Genomic DNA, 23,199 nt, shown 5'->3' with positions numbered 1-23,199 from the left:
GGCCACCCACATATTATTCATATAATTTATACTCAATCATCATGCTTTTTTTACTTCCTGCCTACCTTTCCGAGAATACACCCATCACTCATTTTTCTCCGGTGATTAAAGAATACATTATGCAGACCGATTATTTTTTTGTTGAGAATGAAAAAACAGCAAGAAAGGTCATCAAATTTTTTGCCCCTGAAAAAAGACAATCAGATCTCAGGCTTTTCCTTTTAGATAAATATACGGAGAATGCTGATATCAGAGAAGCACAGGACAGAATGTTGAATGGTCAGGATTTTGGTCTTTTGTCCGAGGCAGGACTTCCCTGTATTGCTGATCCCGGGAACCTTGTTGTAAAATGGTGCCATGAAAAAAAGATCAGGGTTATTCCTGTTTCAGGTCCGTCATCAATTATCCTCGCATTAATTTCCAGCGGATTTAACGGTCAGGAATTTACATTCAACGGTTATCTTCCCATCGAAAAAGGGGAGAAGAAGAAAAGAATCCAATTATTGGAAAGCGAACTTCAGAAGACCGGCTTTACTCAGATTTTTATGGAAACACCTTATCGAAACAATGCTTTGTTCGATGACCTCTGTAAATTTCTGTCACCCGGTACAAAACTTTGTATGGCTGCAAATATCAATGATCCTGAACACGAATTTATAAAAACATTAAGCATCAAAGACTGGCAAAAGCAAAAACCTGAATTACACAAAATTCCTGCAGTGTTCGTCATGGGAAAATAGCTTACTGATTTTATGCGGCAAAATATAGTTATTGGACAGATTTTTAATTGTTTTACAAATCGTCGGCTTGATCTATGTGAGACCGTTATCAAAACTCCTGTAATCTCATCAATTAATGCGTTTTTTACCAGAATAATAATTTAACAGCTATTAACAACTCTTTAGCATCATTATTGCGAATACATAGACATAACATTAAAAAAATATAATATGTCTGACAAAAAATTAGCGGGTCTTTGGATTGATTCACAAAAAGCAGTAGTTGTAAAAAACCATGATGCTCAAAATGCTTTTAAATTTTTCCTGTGTAGCCCTGTAAAAGCAGTAATTCAGCACGGAAATTCCAGTGAAAATGCAGGAAATAATGCAGAACAAACAAATAAAATTAAATTCTTTAAAGAAGTTGAGCATTTACTGATCAATTCTGAAGAAGTCTTGATTACCGGCCCGGGAACAATTCAGGAAGAATTAAAACATTATCTTCACGATACCGCTCAGTTCAAAGATTTAAAAATCACTTTAGAAACTTCACAGCAAATGTCTGATGAACAGGTTTTAGAAACGGTGAAAACGCATTTTAATGCTTAAATAAATTTTTATTGCAACAGAACATCCGAATATTATTGAAATATTCGGATGTTCTGTTTTTATCAGTTTATTTTTTATTTCGGCTTCCTTTCCATTTTTTCAGGAATATGATGATAACCGGAATCAGGAGTACAAAAGGCCAAAGTGAAATCACGCCTAAAATGAATGATACAAAACTGTTCCAGCCCTCGGTAAGAGAATCTCCGAAACGACTTCCAAACCCGATCTGTGAAGTTGCTGAACTTCTTATTTTTTCTTTATGGAGCGTTAAATTTAAAGTACTGTAATTTACCCGGTCATCAATAAAGCGTAGCCTGCCTTCTGCAACATCAATTTCATCCTCAAGGTCGCGGATATTCTCCTGAATTTCCAACATATCTTTAGTGGTTTTTGCACTACGTAACATATTTCGGTATTTTTCAAGATATATTTTTTTGTTTTCTAATTTGATGGAAACATCACTATATTCCTCCGTAACATCATCAGAAGAAATATTTTTAGATAAAACAGAACCTATTCCGTCAGAGAAGGAATGAATCAATTCGTCAAAATTTTGATGTGGAACCCTGATGGTCAGAGTTAAATTTTCATCCGAATCCGTATTCATCAACTGCTCACTCTGAATATAGGCCTTGTTTTTCCTGATCATGTCATTGACCTGCTGTTGAGCCTTTTTTAATTCACCAACCTGAATGTTCAGTTCTCCGTTTTTAATGATCTTTTTTGAAATAACCCCTGTTTTTTCGGATTTACCTGTAGTTTCGGAATTGCCTGAAATGGCCGAAACAGGTTTTTCACTGCTTTCTTCATTTGGAGGAGGTGGGGGTACTATATCCATAGAAGCTTCAGAAGATTTGTCTTCTTCAATGACCTTCATTAAATCAGCTTTGACCTCATGTTGATTTTCAGATTTATTACAATTAAACAGGATTAAGCAAAATAAAGGCAGGATTATCTTTTTCATAATTGAATTTTTAAAATGTATGAAATGTTTATTAAAATAAACTTTTTTAAGTAGGATAAATATTCAAGAGACTAAAATAAGCAATAAATCAATGAACCATTCTCTCATCTGATTAATAATTAATATTTTTATGGAATGAAAAAAAGTCTTTTAGCCGTTGCATGTTTTCCACTCTTATTTATCGCTCAGCAATCTCCAAAGCTTACAGACGAAATGGCGGTCAGACTGGCCGAAAAACCGCTTCACTGCATCAACCAGGAATATCCTAACAAAACAGCCCATATCATCAACACAGCTGATGAGGTTTCTTTAAGCCCGAAAGATCTGCATCCAAGTTTCTACGGTTGTTTTGACTGGCACAGTTCTGTTCACGGGCACTGGATGCTGGTCCGTCTCCTGAAGACCAAACCTAATTTACAGATTTCGAAGGATATTGAGAATATACTTGATCAGTCTTTCAAAAAAGAAAATCTGCAGACCGAAGCCGATTATTTCACGAAGTATCAGCTGACCACGACTTTTGAGCGCACCTATGGCTGGGCATGGCTGTTGAAACTGGACGAAGAATTAATGACATGGGATCATCCTAAAGCGAAAGCATGGCATGAAAACCTAAAACCGCTGACAGACAAAATTCTTGGTTCATGGAAAGCCTATCTGCCTAAGCAAACCTATCCCAACCGAACCGGAGTACATCCCAATACCGCATTTGCAATGGTATTTGCATTAGATTGGGCACGGGCAGCAAAAGATAAAGATTTTGAAAACCAATTAACTGAGAAAGCTAAATATTTTTATTTAAACAACAAAAAAACCCCTGCCTACCTTGAGCCGGACGGTTCGGACTTTTTTTCTCCGAGCCTCGAAATAGCAGATTTGATGAGAAGGGTACTTCCTCAGAAAGAATTTGTTACCTGGTTTAATCAATTCTATGAAAAAAGGAGTTTAGAGAATATAGAAAAAATCCCTGTGGTCAGTGATTTGAGTGATTATCAGACGGTCCATCTGGTGGGTTTATCTTTTACCAAAGCCTGGTGCATGAAAGGAATTGCCGGATCTCTTCCCAACGGTCATCCTGTAAAAAAGGAATTTCTTAAAACGGCTGATGTATTTCTTGCCAACGGTTTACCATTACTCTTCCAGGGAAATTACGGAGGAGATCATTGGCTTGCGAGTTTTGCTGTTTACGCTTTGGAAGACTGATATTTCCTTTTAAAAAATTAAATCAATTGACTGCACTCGGTTTTTCATCATGTGTTTTTAACCACAAAGGACACTAAGAGATTTCACAAAGAACACAAGGCATAGTGAACCTTGAGAAGAGCCTTTGTGCACTTAGTGGTAAAAAATAACGTGAAGATTTAACCACAAAGGACACTAGGAGATTTCACAAAGAGCACAAGGCATTGTGAACCTTGTGAAGAGCCTTTGTGTCCTTAGTGGTAAAAAATAACATAAAGATTTAACCACAAGGGACACTAAGATATTTCACAAAGAACACAAAGCATAGTGAACCTTGTGTAGAGCCTTCGTGCCCTTAGTGGTGAAAAATAACATGAAGATTTAACCACAAAGGACACTAAGAGATTTCACAAAGAACACAAGGCATAGTGAACCTTGTGAAGAACCTTTGTGCCCTTAGTGGTAAAAAATAACGTAAAGATTTCACCACAACGGACACTAAGAGATTTCACAAAGAACACACAAGGCATAGTGAACGTTGTGAAGAACCTTTGTGCACTTTGCGTTAAAAAAATATAAGATTTATCATATATCAAACTGAAAACAATCATCGAAATCAATACCTAATCCCCAACTTCTTTAAAACAAAACTCAATAACCAAATCGGTCCGACCAGAAGAAACTGCAGATCTTTCAAAAATGATGGTTTCTTACCCTCAATCTTATGTCCGACAAACTGCAAAATCCATGTGATAATGAATACTGCAAGAAAAATCATCCACGATTTATTTCCAAGATGAATATTGACAGCATATGCTAAATGCTCCATTAAAAGCATTGCAAAAATCATAATGAAACCTATCAATAATGAAAGTCTGAGATAAAATAAAGTAACCAAAATCACAGCAATCAAACTAACGAGGCTGATACATCCATAGTAAGGTGCACAAAAATGGGGAGAGGGAGTTAAGGAAATAAATCCTAAAATAGTCCAGAAGATCAGTGGAACACAGATCCAGTGAATCAGTTTATTGGTTGAATTTCTGTGGCTTTCAGCATATTCTGCGAAAAGCAAATCGATCTTTCTCATTGTTTTGAATTTGGGTTTACTAAAATAATAAATTTTTGCAATCGAAATAGAGATTGATTACATTTGTCTTATGTCTGCTTTAGAAAAATTCGGGGTTGAGATTTTTACACAGCACAATATTTTTGAAAGAATCTCTGCCGATAAGCCTTTCCGTCCCGATAACCCTGCTTTTATTTTTATTAAGAGCGGATCTATAAAGCTGCGGCAGCATTTCAGTGATCTGGAACTTTCAGCCAATATGTTCATGGTAACAGATCCTCAGACGGTTTATGAAATGATCTCGGTAAGTGATGATTTCCAGTCAAGAATGGTTTCTTACAAGAGAGAATTTATTTCAACATTATCTTTAAAATTCAATCGCCTGATTACCTATCGTTATTTTCGCCAGCAGATGAATATTGGAGTTCCCTTTCATCAGGACGATATGGATGTGGTCTGGAAGAGTGTCAATTTCCTTAAATATATACTTGATTCTACAACGGAAATGACCTATAAGAAGGAGATGGTTGAGCATTTATTTTCTGTTTTCTGTTACCAGATGGCCGGGATTATTTCAAGTGAGGATAATAATTCAATGAACCAGATGTCAAGACAGGAGGAGATTGTTTTCATTTTTCTCAATGATCTGGCTTCTCATCATCATCATGACAGAACGGTTGAGTTTTATGCGGCACGGCAGTCAATTACAACCAGACATCTTTCATCAGTCGTCAAAACCATAACTGGGAAGTCAGCAAGCCAGATTATTGCTTTGATTGTAATCAATGAAGCAAAAGTATTATTAAACTCTTCTAAAAAGCCTGTTTCGGAGATTTCATCTATTCTTGGATTCAGTGATCCTTACTCATTTTCACACTTTTTCAAAAAGCATCTTGAAGTCAGTCCAAGGGAATACCGTCATCAGTTTGAATTGTAAATCTTACATTTGAACATCTTTTTCCCGAAATCAAACATTTGTTTGATATTGTCTTCTCTGTAACTTTGCTTCGTAAAACAAGGTAAAATGACAAAGAATATAAAAACAGCACTATCTCTGATGATAGCGATCTTTCCTGCGCTGTTTTTCTCACAGGAAATAAAAAAGATGACAGCAAATGAAATTGCTGATCTCGCAGTTCAGAATCATTATCAGTTAAAAGTCTCAGCACAGAATATTAATATTGCCAGACAGCAGACTGATATTACCAGACTTCAGAAACTTCCGTCTGTAACTGCTTCCACAACTCAATTTTATTTAGGAAATGTATCGGCAATTGATAAAGATTTTTCAAACTCAACGACAATACCGATGCCTCACTACGGAAGTACCTACGGGGTACAGGCCACCCAGCTGATTTTCAAAGGCGGACTGGTCAATAAATCCATAGAATTGGCAGGACTTCGTGAGCAGCTTTCTGAATTGGACCTGGAAAAAAATCAACAGGACGTTAAATTTTTAGTGATCTCCAATTATCTTGATGTTTACAAAATAATCAATCAGCAGTCTGTTTTTGATAACAACAAAAAACTTGCTCAGCAAAGATTAAAAAATATCAATGATTTTTACAAACAGGGAATGGTGACGAGAAATGAGGTCATCCGAGGTGAGCTGGCCATTAAAAACCTGGATCAGGGAATTCTGACTTTAGCCAATAACAGAAAGATACTTAACTATAATCTGAATATTGCTTTGGGATTACCTGAGGATACAGAAATAATTCCGGTTGAAAATTTAGAAAATAAAGAGTCGGGAATCGGGATGGACTATTATTTAGACCTGGCGCATACCACTAATCCACAGCTGAAATCTGCACAGACCAACATTGGAGTTGCCGATAAAAATATTGAAATCATTAAGACCGACAGAATGCCGACGCTTTCAGGATTTGGAGGATACAGTTTACAGAGACCCATTCCGAACAGAAATCCTGTACTGGATATGTATGCCAGCGGATGGCAGGGTGGAATTTCGCTAAGCTACAATATTGATAACCTGTATAAAACCAAAGAAAAAATAAAGCTTGGGGAGTTACAGAAGACGCAGGCAAATGATGCGCTGATTCTTACCGGGCAGAATATTGATATGAATGTGAATGCTTCTTATGTAAAATATCAGGAAGCAATTCAGCAGGCGGATATTTTAAATGATGCGAAAAGGTTAGCTGAAGAAAACTATAAAATCACCGAAGCAAAATATCTTAATCAATTGGCTGTTCAGGCAGAAATGATTGATGCGCAGAATCAGAAACTTCAATCTGAACTCGATTTTGCCAATGCAGAAATCAATGTATTATATCAATATTACAACTTATTGAAATCTACAGGGACGCTTTAATTTTAAGTGTAAATTTTAATAGAATTTTTCTTTACCCCAACCCTAAAGGGAGGAAAAACTCTCTTAAAATTGATTAAAATTATTCTCTTCAGAGTCGGGAAATAATTTTGGTAATATCAATATCACAATTTATTGAAATCTACAGGGATCCTTTAATTTTAAGTGTAAATTTTAATAGAATTTTTCTTTACCCCAACCCTAAAGGGAGGAAAAACTCTCTTAAAATTGATTAAAATTAATCCCTTCAGGGTCGGGGAAATAGTTTTGGTCATATCAATATTACAATTTATTGAAATCTACAGGGACCCTGTAATTTCAATTGTGAATTTTAATAGAATTTTTCTTTACCCCAACCCTAAAGGGAGGAAAAACTCTCTTAAAATTGATTAAAATTACTCCCTTTAGGGTCGGGAAATAGTTTTGGTCAATTTTTAAACGAAGTAAAGTAGTATAAAATCTTTGCGTTAAAAAAATAAAAACAGAAGCATTTAATAATAAAAAAACTCAGGAACTTCGTGTTCAAAATAGATAAAAAAATGGAAAACAAGGAACAGAATACTCAGGAAATACAGCCAGCCGCAAAACCTGTGGTTTCAAATGCTGATGTAAAAAAGAAACAGAACAGAAAGAATAAAATCAGGGCAATCATTTCAAATGTGGTGGTATTTGCGCTTATCGGTTTCGGATTATTCTGGCTGATCCGTCAGTATTTCCACATTGGTGACAAAACCTATACTGAATCGGCGCAGGTAGAAGAATTTATTAACCCGATCAATACAAGGGTATCGGCATATATCAAAGAAATCAAATTTATAGAGCATCAGCAGGTAAAGAAAGGGGATACGCTGGCCATTTTGGATGACCGTGAAATCATAACACAGCTGGGACAGGCTGAAGCAGCTTATCAGAATGCAATGGCGCAACGCTCAGCAACAAGCTCATCAGTAAACACGGTTTCAAATAACGTCAGTGTAATGGAATCTAATATTGCCGGAGCGAAGGCCAGACTCTGGAATGCTGAACAGAATTTAGGAAGATATAAAAACCTTCTTGCTGCGGAAGCAGTCACCAGACAGCAGTTTGATCAGGCTAAAACAGAGTACGATGCCCAGAAGGCCGCTTATGAAACTTTAGTCAATCAGAAACAGTCTGCGAATCTTTCCACAACGGAGGTCAAAAGTAAACTGGGAATCAATGACGCGGAAATTAAAAGGACGAAAGCGGCACTGGATATGGCAAAGATCAATCTCTCGTATACAGTGATTACTGCTCCTTATGATGGAGTGATGGGACGTAGAACCATTTCTGAAGGGCAGCTTCTTCAGCCCGGACAGCAGGTAGCGACCATTGTTCTGAATAATCAAAAATGGGTAACTGCCAATTTCCTGGAAAGCCAGATGCCGAATGTCAAAATTGGTGAAAAATTAATGATGACTGCAGATGCGCTGGGCGGAAAACAGTTTGAAGGAGTGGTAACTGCTGTTTCAGCAGCAACCGGTTCAAGATATTCAAGCGTTCCGACTGACAATTCTACAGGTAATTTTATTAAAGTTCAGCAGAGAATTCCGGTCAGAATTGAGTTTACGGCTTCCAACAAAAAAGAAGATGTCGCAAAACTGAGTGCGGGAATGAATATGAATGTTTCTTTGAATGCAGATAGATAGAGGATAGACAATTAGATAATAGACAATTAGATGATAGACAGATAGATGATAGACAAATAGAAGATGGACGGATAGAGAATGGACGATTAGATGATAGGATTACAAATAAAGATTTTTAACAGTCATTATCTACTAATCTACTAATCTATTATCAATTATCAATTATCAATTATCTATCAATCTATTATCTCTCAGTCTATTATCCATTATCTATCAATCTCTCATCTCTTAATCTTTAAAAAAAATTATGTACAACAAAGGTCTTTTCAGCAATTGGGTTCCGAAACCTATACAGCTTCTGATGATGGTTTTGCTCCTTACCGTGGTCATGCCGCTGGGTGGGGTATATACAGGAAACATCAGTTTTATGGTGGGCGGAACAGGTGTCATGTCAGAATATTTTTTATGGGCAAATTATGCTACCACCATTGGAATGGGGGCTTGTATGCCTGTCGTACTCAGAATGAAAATGAGATTTAAAGTCCGTGATAAGCTGGTGATTCTTCTGGTGATGTTAGGCCTGTTGAGTTATGTCAATGCAACCACTTTAGAACCAATGGTCATTGTTATGACCTCTCTGGTGATCGGGTTTTTAAAAATGATGATTACGATAGAGTTATTCCTTCCATTGATGGCAATGTTGGGCGGACGTGGAGTTTTTTATGGGGTGTTCTACACATTTGTATTGGTTTTAAACCAAATTGCAGCCTATTATGCTGTTGAAGTTTCGATACTGTATAATTATCAGCAGTTTTTTGTCCTTGCATCGGTCCTGTGTTTTATGTTGGCGATGCTGTGTTGGGTTTTGATGCACGACCAATATTTTGCCTTGAGAGTGCCGCTTCATTATATTGACTGGCTGAGTATCCTGCTTTTTGTGTCTACGTTTATGTTTTCGGCTTACGTTTTTGCGTTCGGAAAGCAGCAGGACTGGCTTCATTCAAAAAATATCATCAATGCGGGTATTGCAGCGTTTGTGAGTTTTGCGTTATTGGCTATCCGCCAGCTGACTTTAAAAAGACCGTATCTGTCATTTCAGATTTTTACAAGGAGCAATGTATTGAATGGGTTGTTTATGCTGCTTTGGCTGGGAATGTTTTTAGGAACAACATCAATACAGAATATATTTTCAGTAGGAGTTTTGGGCTATGACCAACTGACAAATGCTAAGCTCAACGTAATAATGGTTCCCGGAATTATATTGGCAGGGATCATCGCTGTATTTTGGTTTAAGAAAGAAAGACCTCTTAAAATGTTCATTTTTTCCGGCTTTGCTTCGATGACGGCTTATGCAGTGATTATGTATTTTTCTATGGTGTTGGAATTTAATTATGAAAACTGGTATCTGCCGATGTTTCTGAAGGGCTATGGTATGTGTTCCCTTTTTATTTCGGTTTGGTATTATACGCTTGATAAGCTTGAACTGAATGATATGCTGGCAGCTATCGGATTGGTTTTGGTCTGGAGAACGTTTTTGGCGGTAGGATTTTTTTCGGCTTTGTTTTCCTGGTTTCAGTATCAGTTTCAGATTGTAAGCCTGGGGGATCTGGCAGTCTATATGGATGGGATGACGGTTACCCCGCAGACGGTTGCGGCCAATATGAAAACCATTCAGCTCAATGCGATAATTGCCTCCAACAAAAAGATCTTCGGCTATATCATTGTCGCAGGATTTGGAGTGATGCTGTATGTGATCACTCATCATTTCGGGGAGAAAAGGACTCCTTATTTAAGAATTGTAAGACTTCTTAATGGAAAATCAGTAATAGCAAGACGGAGAGAAAAGGAGAGAAAAAAATTAGAAGAAGATATTAAAGGCGCAGCAGGTCCTGTGATCTAAAGAAACCTTGTTTTTCACTTGTAAAGTCTCGTTTTGTTTTCAGAGCGGGGCTTTACTTTTAAGTATTACCCATTACCAATTACTCATTACCTATTACCCATTACTGATTGCTCATTACTCATTTATATGGTGAGATCATTCCGAAACAAATACAAAAAAATCCCCTGAAAAAATTCAGAGGATTTACTATTTTAATGAATCAGATTCTAATTTCTCAGATACTGTCCGATATCTGCCGAATCAAAAGTGTAGGCATTGGAGTTTTCAGATTTATCTAATTTTTTACTGATCGTCAATGCCCAAAGAACCAATTCTTTACAGAAGTTCTGATCATCCGTGTTTAATTCAGAAGCATTTTCATCAATCACAGCCGTCAGAGGGGTAATACTGTTGAGCTTAGTGTAGAATTCTTCGTCAGTGTCGGTATTGTTCAGTTCAAGATGATTTTTATTAAACCATTTGATCAAATCGGTATACGGTGTTTTGATACCTTCTTTTTCCAGTTTGGAAATGCGGGGGAAGATACTTTCAAACTGTAACATCACTGCTTTGTCGATTAATATTTTGGCAACATAATCTGCTCCTTCCTGTTCACCTTCATAAACCAGTTCGATTTTACCTGTAATCGATGGGATAATCGACATAAAATCCAATAAACGGACTGTGGTTTTGGAGGCATCTGTTTCAATCAAACGAAGTTTTGCTGCTGCCACTAAATTTTCCATTGCACTGATGGTTAAACGTGCACTCACGCCACTTTTAGCATCCACATATTCACTGTCACGGGCAGCGAAAGCCACTTCTTCCAATAGATTTTTTGCCAGGTCAGGAATCTGTATCTGTGCTTTATCCTCTGATGAAATCTGAGCTTCCTGTTCTGTAATCTGCCTTGCCAATGCAACGGTTTTCGGATAATGCGTGAAAATCTGTGACCCGATCCTGTCTTTCAGAGGGGTAACGATGCTTCCACGGTTGGTGTAATCTTCAGGGTTTGCGGTGAAAACAAACTGAATGTCAAGAGGCATTCTCAACTGAAAACCACGGATCTGAATGTCGCCTTCCTGCAGGATATTAAATAATGAAACCTGGATTCTCGCCTGTAAATCGGGTAACTCATTCAGTACAAATATCGAACGGTTGGCTCTCGGAATCATTCCGTAATGCAGAACCCTTTCATCAGAATAGGGGAGTTTTAATGTTGCAGCTTTAATAGGATCAATGTCACCAATCAGATCGGCAACATTCACATCAGGAGTTGCCAGTTTTTCAAAGAAACGGTTCGAGCGGTGAACCCATGAAACCGGAGTTTCATCACCCAGTTCTTCAATCAGATCCCTTGAATATTTCGAAATCGGCTGAAACGGACTGTCATTAATTTCAGAGCCTTTTACAATCGGCATATACTCATCCAGAAGGTTTACCATGCTTCTTGCGATTCTTGTTTTTGCCTGCCCGCGCAATCCCAGCAAATTAATATGATGACCGGCAAGAATAGCCTTTTTTAATTGGGGAACTACCGAATCTTCGTATCCCCAGAGTCCCTCAAATACCGGCTCTTTTGCTTTAATTTTTGCAATCAGATTCTGCTGAATTTCCTGACTGATGGTTTTATCGGTATATCCTGACTGCTTTAATTCTTTAAATGTAATATCGTTTTTCATTTTCTTTTAATGATGTAATTTTAATTGAAAGTTTGAATCTGAGTAAATTTTTAACGCAAATTCCGCAAAGATTTTTGTTACTGCTAACTGTTTTATTTTTCGTTCACAAAGGCGTTTCACTCAGCAAAGTAATTTTTCTCTATGAGTAGAAAGAAATCCTTATGTTAATTTTTGACTGATTCAGAAATGACTTAGGAAGCCGAGGCGTTAAAAAATTTTAAAAAAATCCGTTAAAAAGTTTCCACTGTTTGAGCGTGCAAAAATTTTAAGTCATAAGCCAAATCTTCTATTGCACAAGTTTTGGAGATTTTAGGAAAATATTTAAAATTTTAGCAGGAGTTTCCATTCTTGTCCCGAAGCTTCGGGATCGGTTCTTTTGTTTCATGACAAAAGAACATACCTAGATCCTTTTGATCCTGTTCTTTTCGTAATCCTCGAAAATCATCTGTCCCAAGCCTGAAAGTCCCGTCAGGAAAGCTTTTCCTTTATTCTGAGCCGTAAAAGCGTTGACAAATTGACGGAGATAAGGATCCTGAGCAATCATAAATGTCGTAATTGGAATTTTAAGTTTCCTTGCCTGCGCAGCTTTGTTAAGACATTCGGAAACAATTCTCTGATCCAAGCCTACACTGTTCATGTAATACTCACCATTAGGTAGTTTCAGACAGCTCGGTTTTCCGTCTGTGATCATGAAAATCTGCTTATTGGTATTTCTTTTTCTTCGGAGAATATCCATTGCCAATTCAAGTCCCGCAACCGTGTTTGTATGATACGGACCAACCTGTAAATAGGGAAGGTCTTTGATCTTGATGGGCCACGCCTCGTTTCCAAAAACGATGATATCGATGGAATCTTTCGGATATTTCCGCTTAATCAATTCGACCAAAGCCATGGCTACTTTTTTGGCTGGAGTAATTCTATCTTCACCATACAGAATCATTGAGTGACTGATATCGATCATCAAAACCGTGCTCATCTGAGCTTTATGCTTGGTTTCTTCTACGATGAGGTCGTCTTCAGTCATTCGAAGATCTGCAATTCCGTTGTTGATCTGTGCGTTCTTCAGACTTTCAGTCATATTTACGGCAGAAAGATCGTCACCATACTGAAAGTTTCGGTTTTCACCATCCCGCTCGTCACCAACTCCGGATTTGTTGGTTCTGTGATTGCCGATACCGCTTTTTTTAAGCTTGCCAAAGATCTGGTCCAGTGCATATTCACGCAACGCAGCTTCCAATTTTGCAGTGAGGACATTCTTTCCTTTACCTGTACCGGTATTTCCGTCTTCTGAATCATCTTCCTTCTTGATATACCCACGTTTTCTGAGATCTTCTTCAAAATCTTCAAGAGTATATTCATCGGTAAAAATATCATATTCTTTATCCAGCATATCAAGCCATTCAAAAGCTTCTTCGATATCGCCGGAAGTGTGGGTCAGTAAATCTTTAAACACATCAAAAACCCGGTCAAAATGTGAAATTTCTTCCGGAACGTGTTTGCTGAATGTAAAACCCTGTTGAAAATTAAATTGTTTATCTGTCATGAGATGAATCTCGTTTTTAGAATAGACAAGTTAGGGAATTTTGTGGGAGCGGAGTAGTTTTAAAAATAGAAAATGTGGATGATTGTGATAGGAATTAGATTTGATAATACAAGTGTAGATTTTGATTTCAGTAGATCGTATTGTCTGATAACTGCCAATTTCCATTTAAATCAAAGCTGATTGACCTACGTAAGTTAAATTTCAAATTAAGCCATGACAAATCACTGTTTAGGAACATTTTTTCTATAATATTTTCACACTTTTTAATCTCTCTCTTATCTTTTAAAAAGTCCTTTAAACCAAGAGCATCTTTCCATTTAGGTTTAGCAGAATTAGCTACGAAAACTTTTTGTAAATTTCCTTTTTTTGTAAATTCGAAATAATAAGTTTCAAAACAATTTACTTTTTCTGATTTTAAATTTTTATTTAGAATAAAGTTTTTTAGGTAAGTATCAATCGTGTCTTTTTTTGCTTTTAAAAATTCGCGATAAGGTTTATATTTTTCCCGAAGTTCATTTTGTTTTTTTGTCAATTTATACATCATTCTATATCCATCATATGAGTAATTTTTCCCGAGTGGAAGAGCGCTTTCAAAATTTTTATAAATTGAATCTAGTTTTAGTTGACTTTCAACAAACCTAATGTTTTCGGCAATAATTTTGATGGTTGGTTTTTCTTCGTCTTGGTATAAAGGACAGCTATAAACCTGTTTTTGTGTGTTGTTTAAAGTTTTAAACTGAAAATTAATTTCACTACAATGCAAATAGTTTCTCTTCCAATTTTCAATAAGAGAATCTGTTGGCAAATTAATCTGATTAGATTGCATTAATTTGTCAATTACTACTTTTGTTTTATCTGTTTCAATGGATGTTTTCTGGAAAAATTCAACAGTGTTTTTTAATTCATTTCTTTTCCTCTTTGAATAATTATACTGTGTGGTTTTATTAGTGATAAATCCAAAATATTGATTGTTTTTATTTTTACGTAGTTCAATAATTTGCCGAGGAAATAATATTCTTATATTAATTAAATCATCGGATTCTTCAATGGGACAAATATTAAAAATAATTTTGTTTTTTTCCTCAAAGCTTATCTTTTGATTGAGTTTTTCATTTTTTATGAACTGTAATTCATTACTAAATTCTTGGCTTTGAAAATATAAACTATAAAATGCTAAACAGATTAATAATATTTTGAACATGGTTTTAATTTAGGTTTTTTATTCAAATATAATTAAAAGAATATGCAGAAAAATCAAAACACTTATATTTGCACTACAAAATTCAGCATGAAAGACTTAATGGGACGTGCAGTCTGGGATTATTTTAAAAATGAAAATCCTGAAGATCTGCAGACTGAAACTTCAATTTCCGAACTCGATGAGCTTCCGGTAGACTATCTTTTCAGAGATTTTGAGCAGATGAATAAAATCGAAAGGAAAGCTTTGCAATTATCTCAGGGAAAAGTCCTGGATATCGGCGCAGGAGCTGGTTCACATTCTCTTTATCTTCAGAATGAAAGAAATCTGGAGGTTACCGCTCTTGATATTTCACCAAAAGCGATTGAAGTCTGCCAGTTAAGAGGAATTCAAAAAGCAGTTACTCAGAATATGCTTGAATTTGCGGATGAAACTTTCGATACCATTCTTCTGTTAATGAACGGAACAGGGATTTTTCAAAGCCTGAAGGTAATTGATATTTATCTTCAGAAACTTTATTCCCTGTTAAACAAAAACGGACAGATCCTGATTGACAGTACGGATATTTTATATATGTTTGATGCTGATGAGGATGGTGGAGTTTATATTCCTGCAGAAGGATATTACGGTGAGTTAGACTATATCGTGCATTATAAAGGTGAGTCTGAAGATCCGATCAAGTGGCTGTATCTTGATTACAACACGCTACAAAATGCTGCAGAAAATAATGGTTTTAGAATTGAAATGGTTTTGCAGGAGGAAGATTCTTATCTGGCAAAACTGACTAAAAAATAAGATCCTTGTTATTGTGATTATAACACGATGATTTATTAAATCTGATGTTCTCAACTATGTTAATGGTGAGATTTTTTTTAACTATTGATAGTATCAGGTACTTAAGAAAGGTTGAGTTTAACTTTATTTCAAATAGTTTACATCACAACTTTATTTTATTCAGAAAATCTCATTAAAAAATAGCCTGAAAACAACCTATAGTAATTGTTGAAAATCAGGAATAAGATAACAATTCCAAAAATAACTGGGAACCAATAGGATTGAGATCTGTACACAATTCTCCTGGGCATTGCAGTTATCCAGATCAGTAAAATCAGCGGGCCTGCAATGATCAGAAGATTTTTTAAGCTATACCTTGATGGAGTAACCAAATCATTTTCAACTAAAAAATTGTAGATGTAATATTGGAGGACGACGTAGATGATTCCTGATATAAATGTGAAAATTGCAGGAATGAATTTTTTTAATTTTAAGAAATTTAAACTTAGCAAAACGGCTCCGAAAAATGTTCCCAAAAAAAAGCTTGAAACCAGAATCAGTGTTCTTGAATAGAGCCTGAAAGCGGATTGATCATTTGTGATGTGATCTTTCCAGTCTTCAATTTCTTCCTGCTTTTTTATTGCATCAGCTTCTTTTTTGTTTTGAATATTATTTTGGATGTTGTTTTTTTCTGCTTCGGTGAAAATCTGTCCTCTTGCTTCAAGGATTTCAAATGCCATCTGAACAGCTTCGGGAACAAAACGGTTTTCAGGGTTTAAATAATTTTTCAGTTCTTTATCGGAGAGTTTATTTAAAACATTTCTTTTAACCATTATTCAGAAAAAATGGGCATCGGAAAATGCCCATTTGTATATTTTAAGATTTAAAAATTATCCTATCTCAATACCATTTTCCACGGTTTCATCAGGTGTCACAAATGACAGTTTTCCGTCAGGTTTTGTCGTCAGCAACAACATTCCCTGAGACTCGATTCCCCTGATTTTTCTCGGAGCAAGATTCAGTAAAATCATTACCTGTTTTCCAATCACTTCCTCTGCTGTAAAGCTTTCTGCGATTCCTGAAACTACAGTCCTTACATCAACGCCTGTATCTACGGTCAGTTTCAGTAATTTATCAGCTTTTTCCACTTTTTCAGCTTCTGTAATCGTTGCTGTTCTCAGGTCGATCTTGGTAAAATCGTCAAACTGTATCTCGTCTTTCATAGGATTGGCATTAGGGTTTGTTTTTTTATTGCTCTGTTTCGTATTTTCTAATTTCTGAATCTGAAAATCAATGACATCATCTTCAATTTTTGAGAAAAGGAGAGAGGATTCGTTGATCTGATGTCCTGTTTCAATTAAAACATTTTTAGTCTCAACATCACTCCAGTTCAGTTTCTGAACATTAAACATATTCAGTAATTTTTCCGAACTGAAAGGCATAAACGGTTCACATAACTGCGCCAGCGCAACCGCAATCTGAGCTCCGACAAACAGAGATTCAGCTGCTTTTTCCGGATTATCCTTAATGGTTTTCCAGGGTTCTTCAGCCTGCAGATACTGATTACCGAAACGGGCTAAATTCATAAGTGCCGTAAGCGCATTTCTGAATTCATAGTTTTCTAAAAATCCTGAAATTTCTTTTGCAGCTTTGTTGATTTCCTGAAGCTCTGCAGCATTTACATCACCTTTCGGAACAATTCCGTCATAATATTTATGGACAAGAACGGCCACTCTGTTGATAAAGTTTCCGAAAATCCCAACCAGCTCAGAATTGTTTTTCGTCTGAAAGTCTTTCCACGTAAAATTGTTATCCTTGGTTTCCGGCGCGGAAGAAAGTAGCGCATAACGCAGCACATCCTGCTGTCCCGGGAATTCCTCAACATATTCGTGAGCCCAGACTGCCCAGTTTCTGGAAGTTGATATCTTGTCGTTTTCTAAATTTAAAAATTCAAAAGCCGGAACATTGGCAGGCATAATATAATCGCCATGGGCCTTCATCATTGCCGGGAAGATAATACAGTGAAAAACAATATTGTCTTTTCCGATGAAGTGAACAAGGTCACTATCTTCACTCTGCCAGTAATCTTTCCAGTCTTTTCCGTTTTTCTCCGCCCATTCCTTGGTGAAAGAAATATAACCGATCGGTGCATCAAACCACACATACAATACTTTCCCTTCAGCATTCGGAAGAGGGACAGGAACTCCCCAGTTAAGATCCCGGGTCATGGCGCGCGGCTTTAATCCATCCGTCAGCCAGGATTTCACCTGTCCGTATACATTAGGTTTCCAGTCGTCTTTATGACCTTCGATGATCCATTCATTCAGGAAATTTTCATAATCATTTAGTGGTAGGTACCAGTTTTTAGTGTCTTTTAAAATGGGTACATTTCCGCTCAGCATTGATTTTGGATTGATCAGTTCTGAAGGTGAAAGGGTAGAACCGCATTTCTCACACTGATCTCCGTAAGCATTTTCGTTTCCGCAATTCGGACAAGTACCTACAATGTACCGGTCTGCTAAAAATTCATTAGCCTGTTCATCAAAATACTGTTCGGAAACTTCTTCAGTGAATTTTCCTTTTTCGTAAAGTGTTTTGAAAAAATCCTGGCTCGTATCGTGATGTCTTTTTGAAGTCGTCCTGGAATATTCGTCGAATGAAATTCCCAAATCAAAAAATGATTTTTTGATAATTTCGTGGTACTTATCCACAATATCCTGAGGAGTGACTCCTTCTTTTTTTGCTCTTATGGTGATGGGAATTCCGTGCTCATCTGATCCGCAGATAAAAGCCACATCTTTTCCTGATCTTCTCTGAAATCTTGCATAAACATCCGCAGGAATATAGACACCTGCCAAATGCCCTATATGAACCGGTCCGTTTGCGTATGGCAAAGCTGCCGTAATCATCTTTCTGTTTGACATTTATAGTATAGTTTTAAGTCTGCAAAGATAAAGATAATTTGGCAATCGCTATTTTGAAAATTAATTTTGATTTAATTATCGCTATCATCCCAAAATGATCAAATAATAGTTAAACAATTGTTTAATTTATAACGTGTGTTAGTGTTGTGTTATGCATTGAATAATTATCTTTATGATATTGATTATTAATGAGATAATATAATTATGTGGTATAATTTACAAAATATTAACGAAATTTAATGTAAAATTAACATAATTGTATTTTTTTTTTAAATTGCAAGACTGCTCATGCAGTTTTAAACAAAAGAAAACTATATAAAATAATATTTGTGAAAAATTTTACAACGGTATTAAAAATTGCTCCTGCATTTTTATTGGCTGGTTCCATGATGCAAGCGCAAACGCAAGACTCCACAACTAAGGAGAAAGCGATTGAAGAAGTAGTGATGATTGGTTACGGAAAGCAAAAGAAAACTGATTTAACAGGATCTGTTACCGCTTTATCAACTGCTGATTTTAACAGGGGTGCCGTACCCACTGCAGAAGGGCTTATCAATGGCCGTGCTGCCGGGGTGGTAATTACCCAATCAGGAACGCCGGGAAGCGAACCTATAATCAGAGTACGAGGAGGTTCTTCTCTGAATGCTAGTAACGAGCCTTTGTTAGTTGTAGACGGCTTGCCGTTAGATGGAGTTTCCTTATCGACCATTAACCCCAATGATATAGAATCTTTTTCTATCTTGAAAGATGCGGCTTCGACTGCAATTTACGGATCGAGAGGATCTAATGGCGTTTTGTTAATTACAACCAAAAAAGGAGGTAAAAGATTAAGAGTATCATTAAATGCTTTTACTACGGTTAATACTTTAGCTAAAAAAATTAAAGTGTATAGTGGTGATGAATTCAGAACTTTAATCAATCAATTCGTTCCGGATAAAACTTCCCAACTGGGTACTTCAAATACTGATTGGCAGGACGAAATTTTCAGAACTTCTGTAACCAATGATATCAACGCTTCTGTTTCAGGAAGTTTGTTTGGAAAAGTACCGACTCGTTTCTCTGTAGATCATTTGGAAAATACGGGATTGCTTATTACTTCCGGCTTTCAAAGAACTACTGGAAACATTGCGATTAGCCCAAGTTTTTTTGATGATCATTTGAAGTTTAATATTACGGGTACTTATTCTTACACTTTTAAAAATAATGCCGATGAAGGTGCTATTGGTAATGCACTTTCTATGAATCCTACCCAATCTGTGTATGATGATAATTCTATCTACGGAGACGGTTATTATGAAAACAGAGGTGGTAATTTCAATTCTGTAACAGGTACGTACAATCCCAATGGAGTTTCAAATCCTGTAGCACAATTAAGAAATAAACATGATATTCAAAATTTCAAAAGATTTTTTGGAAATGTAAACATGGAATATAAATTCCATTTTTTACCTGAATTGAGGTTAATTGCGAATGCAGGTCTTGATAGTAAAGAATTAGACGGTCATGTAACAACAACTAAAAATTCCAGAAACGGGTATTATTCTGTTAAAAATACTTTTGCTTATTATGGTTCAGAATCTTTCTCCGGAGAAAGCCTGTTAAATAAAAATGCGAATGTACAGCTGAATTACGGTAAAACTTTCGGTCAGTTCAATTTTGATGTAATGGGTGGCTATGAATATCAAAATTATCATAAAACCAGTTTTTCAAGCGGAAATACGTTCTTGTATACTTTAGATCCTGACAATAATTTCTATAATCCAGATTCTAAACCGGATGTTAACCTACAGGCGTTTTTTGGAAGGTTAAATTTAGGATTTGCCAATAAATACTTACTGACTGTGAATTACAGAAGAGATGGCTCGTCTCGTTTTAGTAAAGATAACAGATGGGGTGACTTTGGTGGAGTAGCCGCTGCGTGGAAAATTTCTGAAGAAAGTTTCTTGAAAGGAAATTCTACATTATCCGATCTTAAACTGAGAGCCAGTGTTGGTAAAACCGGACAGCAAGATATCGGAGATTACAGATATGATTACTTTAAAACATATAATGTCTCATCAACCTTATTTTATCAATTCGGAAATACATTTTATCAGATCGCAAAAGCTAACGGATATAATGAGAATCTAAAATGGGAGGAAAGTCTAAAATATAATCTGGGATTAGATTTTGGATTTGCTAAAAACAGAGTAACTGGAACATTAGATTTTTATTTAGCAGATACTAAAGATTTACTTTCTGTTGTGCCAGAAGGTCCCTTAGAAAATTTAAGAATTATAGGTCCTAAAAATATTGGTAGATTACAGTCTAAAGGTATCGAATTAGGTTTGGATGTAAAAGCCGTAAAGAAAGAAAATTTCACCCTAAATTTCAATTATAACGCAACCTACAATAATATTAATATCAAAGAATTGGAATTAGATAATATTGATAAAGGAGGGGTTGGCTTAGGCGGATTTGTTCAGACATTTAAAACAGGATATTCTCCCTATGCATTCAATGTGTTCCAACAAGTCTATGACAGCAATGGTAAACCAATAGAAGGAGCTTATGTAGACAGAAATAATGACGGCGTTATCACATCAGCAGATAAATACATCTACAAAAAACCACAGGCAGATGTCACAATGGGTTTCATGACTAATGCAACTTTTGGAAAACATATTGATTTTTCTATGGCTTGGAGAGCAAGTATAGGAAATTATGTATATGATCAAATTTCTGCAGATAGAGCTCAGTTAGGTAATATTTATAATACAGTGGATGGGACTATTAATAATGCTCCTGTAGATTTTAGTAACACAAATTTTACATTTACGAATAAGGAATCTGACTATTATGTTAAAAACGGAAGTTTTGTGAAATTAGATAATGTAACCCTTGGATATACTTTTAATAACCTATTAAAAAATAATGGTTCTATAAGATTTTATACAGGGGTAAATAATGTGCTTATTATTACAAAATATAAAAACCTGGATCCGGAGGTATTCAATGATGGTAGAGATGCTTCAATATATCCAAGAGCAAGAATGTTTACTTTAGGGATTAATGCAAACTTTTAAACTTTACAAAAAAAATGAAATTAAATATAGTAAAATTAAGAAATCTGGCTATTGCTAGCGTATTTCTTTTTTCGGCAACTTCTTGTCTTAATGATCTGGATGTTACCGTCAATGACGATGAATTATATACATCAGAACAATTTTATGCAAATCCACAGTCTTACAAACAATTTTTAGCAAAAATTTATGCCGGTTTAGCGGTGACGGGACAAACCTCTCCAAACGGAAATTCAGATTTAGGACTTGAATCGGATGGGGGACCTAACGAAGGTTTCTCACAATATATCAGAGGATATTGGCAGTTACAGGAACTAACGACGGATGAAGCTATTATTGCATGGGGAGAATCTGACAATCCTGGTATTAGAGATTTAAATTTTAACACGTGGAATGCAGATAATAAGTTTAATGAGGCTTTTTTTGCAAGAATATTTTTTCAAATTGGCTTGGTCAATGAGTTTTTAAGAGAAACGACCGATGAAAAATTGTCATCAAGAGGAGTTTCATCAGATTTAAAAGCCCAAATAAAGACTTTCCGTGCAGAAGTAAGATTTTTAAGAGCTTTATCCTATTTTCATGCAATTGATCTGTATGGCAGGATTCCATTTGCAACAGAGGGTGATGTTATTGGTACTGGTGTAAAGCCACAGGTGCAATCCAGAGAATACGTTTTCAACTATCTGATAGGAGAACTGAATGAAATTGATGGAGATTTGGCTGCCGCAAAAACCAATGAGTATGGGAGAGCAGATAAAGCTGCTGCCTGGATGCTGAAAGCTAAATTGTACCAAAATTCAAAAGTTTATACTGGTGTAGACAGAAGTACAGAAGCTTTAACAGAAATTACAAAAGTAATTGCTTCACCATATAAAGTGGCAACAATACCTTACGCTAATTTATTCAAAGCAGACAACAATACCAATGGAGCACAGGATGAAGCTATATTTCCTATTACTTTTGACGGTATCAAGACAAAAACGTACGGAGGAACTACTTTTCTAATTCATGCAAGTTGTACTAACGCTGTGGGAGCTTTATTGGGTGTAGATGCAGGTTGGGCTGGTTTTAGAACCCGTCAGGAATTTACTCAGTCTACAGGAAATGATGCCCGAGTGATGAAAGTAGCAGGAAGTACAGATCCTGCATCAATTTCAGATTATGCAAAATTTGAAGAAGGGACTAAATTAATTAAGTTTTCCAATAAAACAGCAGGTGGTGCAAATGGTAGTGATGGTACTTTTACAGATGCTGATTTTGCTTTATTCCGAATGGCAGATGCTTATCTGATGTATGCAGAATTAGCAATTGTTAACGGAAAAGGAAGCACAGCTACAGCTTTAGGTTATATCAATACTCTAAGAACTAGAGGAGGTGTAACAAATATTGTACTGTCTGACATTAATGCTCTTACTACAGCAGATGCCAAAGAAGTATTTATTTTGAATGAAAGAGCTAAAGAATTGTACTGGGAAGGAACAAGAAGACAGGATTTAATCAGGCTAAATCATTATGCATCTGGCTACACCTGGCAATGGAAAGGAGGTGTCCAAAATGGATCTTCCATCGCTCCCACCAGAGCTTTATTCCCTATTCCAAATAAATATCTGAATATTAATCCCAATTTATCTCAAAATCCAGGCTATTAATTTTTA

At 36.1% G+C, this 23,199-nt stretch carries 17 protein-coding genes; 10 read left to right on the top strand and 7 right to left on the bottom strand.

The window, feature by feature from the left end; all coding sequences use genetic code 11:
* Positions 1–41 precede the first annotated feature (41 nt).
* Together AC2A07_RS03940 and AC2A07_RS03935 are read left to right on the top strand one after the other, a co-directional pair.
* Entirely contained in the window at positions 42–740 is a 699-nt protein-coding gene (locus AC2A07_RS03940) for an SAM-dependent methyltransferase (protein ID WP_484049311.1), read from the top strand.
* 210 nt (positions 741–950) lie between these two features.
* Entirely contained in the window at positions 951–1,328 is a 378-nt protein-coding gene (locus tag AC2A07_RS03935; protein ID WP_484049310.1) for a hypothetical protein, read from the top strand.
* Positions 1,329–1,395: 67 nt separating this feature from the next.
* On the opposite strand, the gene AC2A07_RS03930 is transcribed toward AC2A07_RS03935, so the two are convergent.
* Positions 1,396–2,292, bottom strand: a complete 897-nt coding sequence (locus AC2A07_RS03930) for a DUF4349 domain-containing protein (protein WP_484049309.1) — start codon at positions 2,290–2,292, stop codon at positions 1,396–1,398.
* A 135-nt stretch (positions 2,293–2,427) separates the two neighbouring features.
* Between AC2A07_RS03930 and AC2A07_RS03925 the strand changes: the two genes are divergently transcribed.
* Positions 2,428–3,495, top strand: a complete 1,068-nt coding sequence (locus tag AC2A07_RS03925; protein ID WP_484049308.1) for a DUF2891 domain-containing protein — start codon at positions 2,428–2,430, stop codon at positions 3,493–3,495.
* A gap of 595 nt (positions 3,496–4,090) precedes the next feature.
* Here the strand turns inward: AC2A07_RS03925 and AC2A07_RS03920 are convergent.
* Positions 4,091–4,564 carry an Mpo1 family 2-hydroxy fatty acid dioxygenase gene (locus AC2A07_RS03920; protein ID WP_484049307.1) on the bottom strand — a complete coding sequence of 158 codons (474 nt, stop codon included), beginning with the start codon at positions 4,562–4,564 and terminating at the stop codon, positions 4,091–4,093.
* Positions 4,565–4,634: 70 nt separating this feature from the next.
* Between AC2A07_RS03920 and AC2A07_RS03915 the strand changes: the two genes are divergently transcribed.
* From AC2A07_RS03915 to AC2A07_RS03900, 4 genes are all read left to right on the top strand, one after another.
* Positions 4,635–5,480, top strand: coding sequence for a helix-turn-helix domain-containing protein (locus AC2A07_RS03915; RefSeq protein WP_484049306.1), 846 nt, complete (start codon positions 4,635–4,637; stop codon positions 5,478–5,480).
* Between the two features lie 87 nt (positions 5,481–5,567).
* A complete protein-coding gene (locus AC2A07_RS03910) occupies positions 5,568–6,878 on the top strand; it encodes a TolC family protein (RefSeq protein ID WP_484049305.1) in 1,311 nt (436 codons plus the stop codon).
* A gap of 536 nt (positions 6,879–7,414) precedes the next feature.
* Complete coding sequence (locus AC2A07_RS03905) at positions 7,415–8,542, top strand: HlyD family secretion protein (protein WP_484049304.1); 1,128 nt, start codon at positions 7,415–7,417, stop codon at positions 8,540–8,542.
* 247 nt (positions 8,543–8,789) lie between these two features.
* Positions 8,790–10,382: an MFS transporter gene (locus AC2A07_RS03900; protein WP_484049303.1), complete on the top strand. Its 1,593-nt coding sequence runs from the start codon at positions 8,790–8,792 to the stop codon at positions 10,380–10,382.
* Positions 10,383–10,588: 206 nt separating this feature from the next.
* Here the strand turns inward: AC2A07_RS03900 and AC2A07_RS03895 are convergent, their stop codons facing one another.
* The 3 genes from AC2A07_RS03895 to AC2A07_RS03885 all read right to left on the bottom strand — a co-directional run bounded on the left by AC2A07_RS03895 (position 10,589) and on the right by AC2A07_RS03885 (position 14,787).
* Positions 10,589–12,043, bottom strand: a complete 1,455-nt coding sequence (locus tag AC2A07_RS03895; protein WP_484049302.1) for a sigma 54-interacting transcriptional regulator — start codon at positions 12,041–12,043, stop codon at positions 10,589–10,591.
* 400 nt (positions 12,044–12,443) lie between these two features.
* On the bottom strand, positions 12,444–13,586 hold the full coding sequence (locus AC2A07_RS03890; RefSeq protein ID WP_484049301.1) for a vWA domain-containing protein: 1,143 nt from the start codon (positions 13,584–13,586) through the stop codon (positions 12,444–12,446).
* A 127-nt stretch (positions 13,587–13,713) separates the two neighbouring features.
* Positions 13,714–14,787 (bottom strand): hypothetical protein, encoded by a 1,074-nt coding sequence (locus tag AC2A07_RS03885; RefSeq protein ID WP_484049300.1) that lies wholly within the window; start codon positions 14,785–14,787, stop codon positions 13,714–13,716.
* An 87-nt stretch (positions 14,788–14,874) separates the two neighbouring features.
* Between AC2A07_RS03885 and AC2A07_RS03880 the strand changes: the two genes are divergently transcribed.
* On the top strand, positions 14,875–15,579 hold the full coding sequence (locus tag AC2A07_RS03880) for a class I SAM-dependent methyltransferase (protein ID WP_484049399.1): 705 nt from the start codon (positions 14,875–14,877) through the stop codon (positions 15,577–15,579).
* 155 nt (positions 15,580–15,734) lie between these two features.
* On the opposite strand, the gene AC2A07_RS03875 is transcribed toward AC2A07_RS03880, so the two are convergent.
* Both AC2A07_RS03875 and metG read right to left on the bottom strand, forming a co-directional pair.
* On the bottom strand, positions 15,735–16,391 hold the full coding sequence (locus AC2A07_RS03875; RefSeq protein ID WP_484049299.1) for a hypothetical protein: 657 nt from the start codon (positions 16,389–16,391) through the stop codon (positions 15,735–15,737).
* Between the two features lie 57 nt (positions 16,392–16,448).
* Positions 16,449–18,482 carry a methionine--tRNA ligase gene (metG, locus tag AC2A07_RS03870; RefSeq protein WP_484049298.1) on the bottom strand — a complete coding sequence of 678 codons (2,034 nt, stop codon included), beginning with the start codon at positions 18,480–18,482 and terminating at the stop codon, positions 16,449–16,451.
* Between the two features lie 329 nt (positions 18,483–18,811).
* Between metG and AC2A07_RS03865 the strand changes: the two genes are divergently transcribed.
* Together AC2A07_RS03865 and AC2A07_RS03860 are read left to right on the top strand one after the other, a co-directional pair.
* Complete coding sequence (locus AC2A07_RS03865; RefSeq protein WP_484049297.1) at positions 18,812–21,547, top strand: SusC/RagA family TonB-linked outer membrane protein; 2,736 nt, start codon at positions 18,812–18,814, stop codon at positions 21,545–21,547.
* 14 nt (positions 21,548–21,561) lie between these two features.
* Positions 21,562–23,193 (top strand): RagB/SusD family nutrient uptake outer membrane protein, encoded by a 1,632-nt coding sequence (locus AC2A07_RS03860; protein ID WP_484049296.1) that lies wholly within the window; start codon positions 21,562–21,564, stop codon positions 23,191–23,193.
* The last annotated feature ends 6 nt before the right edge of the window (positions 23,194–23,199 follow it).

The organism is Chryseobacterium sp. HNCC26DJ238 (genome assembly GCF_057180465.1).
This window is presented reverse-complemented; position numbering and strand designations above follow the sequence as displayed.

Bases quoted from the DNA above. Each gene is read 5' to 3' on its own strand.
- AC2A07_RS03875 (WP_484049299.1), bottom strand. From the start codon at position 16,391: ATGGTTAAAAGAAATGTTTTAAATAAACTCTCCGATAAAGAACTGAAA.
- AC2A07_RS03895 (WP_484049302.1), bottom strand. From the start codon at position 12,043: ATGAAAAACGATATTACATTTAAAGAATTAAAGCAGTCAGGATATACC.
- AC2A07_RS03940 (WP_484049311.1), top strand. From the start codon at position 42: ATGCTTTTTTTACTTCCTGCCTACCTTTCCGAGAATACACCCATCACT.
- AC2A07_RS03920 (WP_484049307.1), bottom strand. From the start codon at position 4,564: ATGAGAAAGATCGATTTGCTTTTCGCAGAATATGCTGAAAGCCACAGA.
- AC2A07_RS03885 (WP_484049300.1), bottom strand. From the start codon at position 14,787: ATGTTCAAAATATTATTAATCTGTTTAGCATTTTATAGTTTATATTTT.
- AC2A07_RS03890 (WP_484049301.1), bottom strand. From the start codon at position 13,586: ATGACAGATAAACAATTTAATTTTCAACAGGGTTTTACATTCAGCAAA.
- AC2A07_RS03860 (WP_484049296.1), top strand. From the start codon at position 21,562: ATGAAATTAAATATAGTAAAATTAAGAAATCTGGCTATTGCTAGCGTA.
- AC2A07_RS03900 (WP_484049303.1), top strand. From the start codon at position 8,790: ATGTACAACAAAGGTCTTTTCAGCAATTGGGTTCCGAAACCTATACAG.
- AC2A07_RS03905 (WP_484049304.1), top strand. From the start codon at position 7,415: ATGGAAAACAAGGAACAGAATACTCAGGAAATACAGCCAGCCGCAAAA.
- AC2A07_RS03930 (WP_484049309.1), bottom strand. From the start codon at position 2,292: ATGAAAAAGATAATCCTGCCTTTATTTTGCTTAATCCTGTTTAATTGT.
- metG (WP_484049298.1), bottom strand. From the start codon at position 18,482: ATGTCAAACAGAAAGATGATTACGGCAGCTTTGCCATACGCAAACGGA.
- AC2A07_RS03935 (WP_484049310.1), top strand. From the start codon at position 951: ATGTCTGACAAAAAATTAGCGGGTCTTTGGATTGATTCACAAAAAGCA.
- AC2A07_RS03910 (WP_484049305.1), top strand. From the start codon at position 5,568: ATGACAAAGAATATAAAAACAGCACTATCTCTGATGATAGCGATCTTT.
- AC2A07_RS03915 (WP_484049306.1), top strand. From the start codon at position 4,635: ATGTCTGCTTTAGAAAAATTCGGGGTTGAGATTTTTACACAGCACAAT.
- AC2A07_RS03880 (WP_484049399.1), top strand. From the start codon at position 14,875: ATGAAAGACTTAATGGGACGTGCAGTCTGGGATTATTTTAAAAATGAA.
- AC2A07_RS03925 (WP_484049308.1), top strand. From the start codon at position 2,428: ATGAAAAAAAGTCTTTTAGCCGTTGCATGTTTTCCACTCTTATTTATC.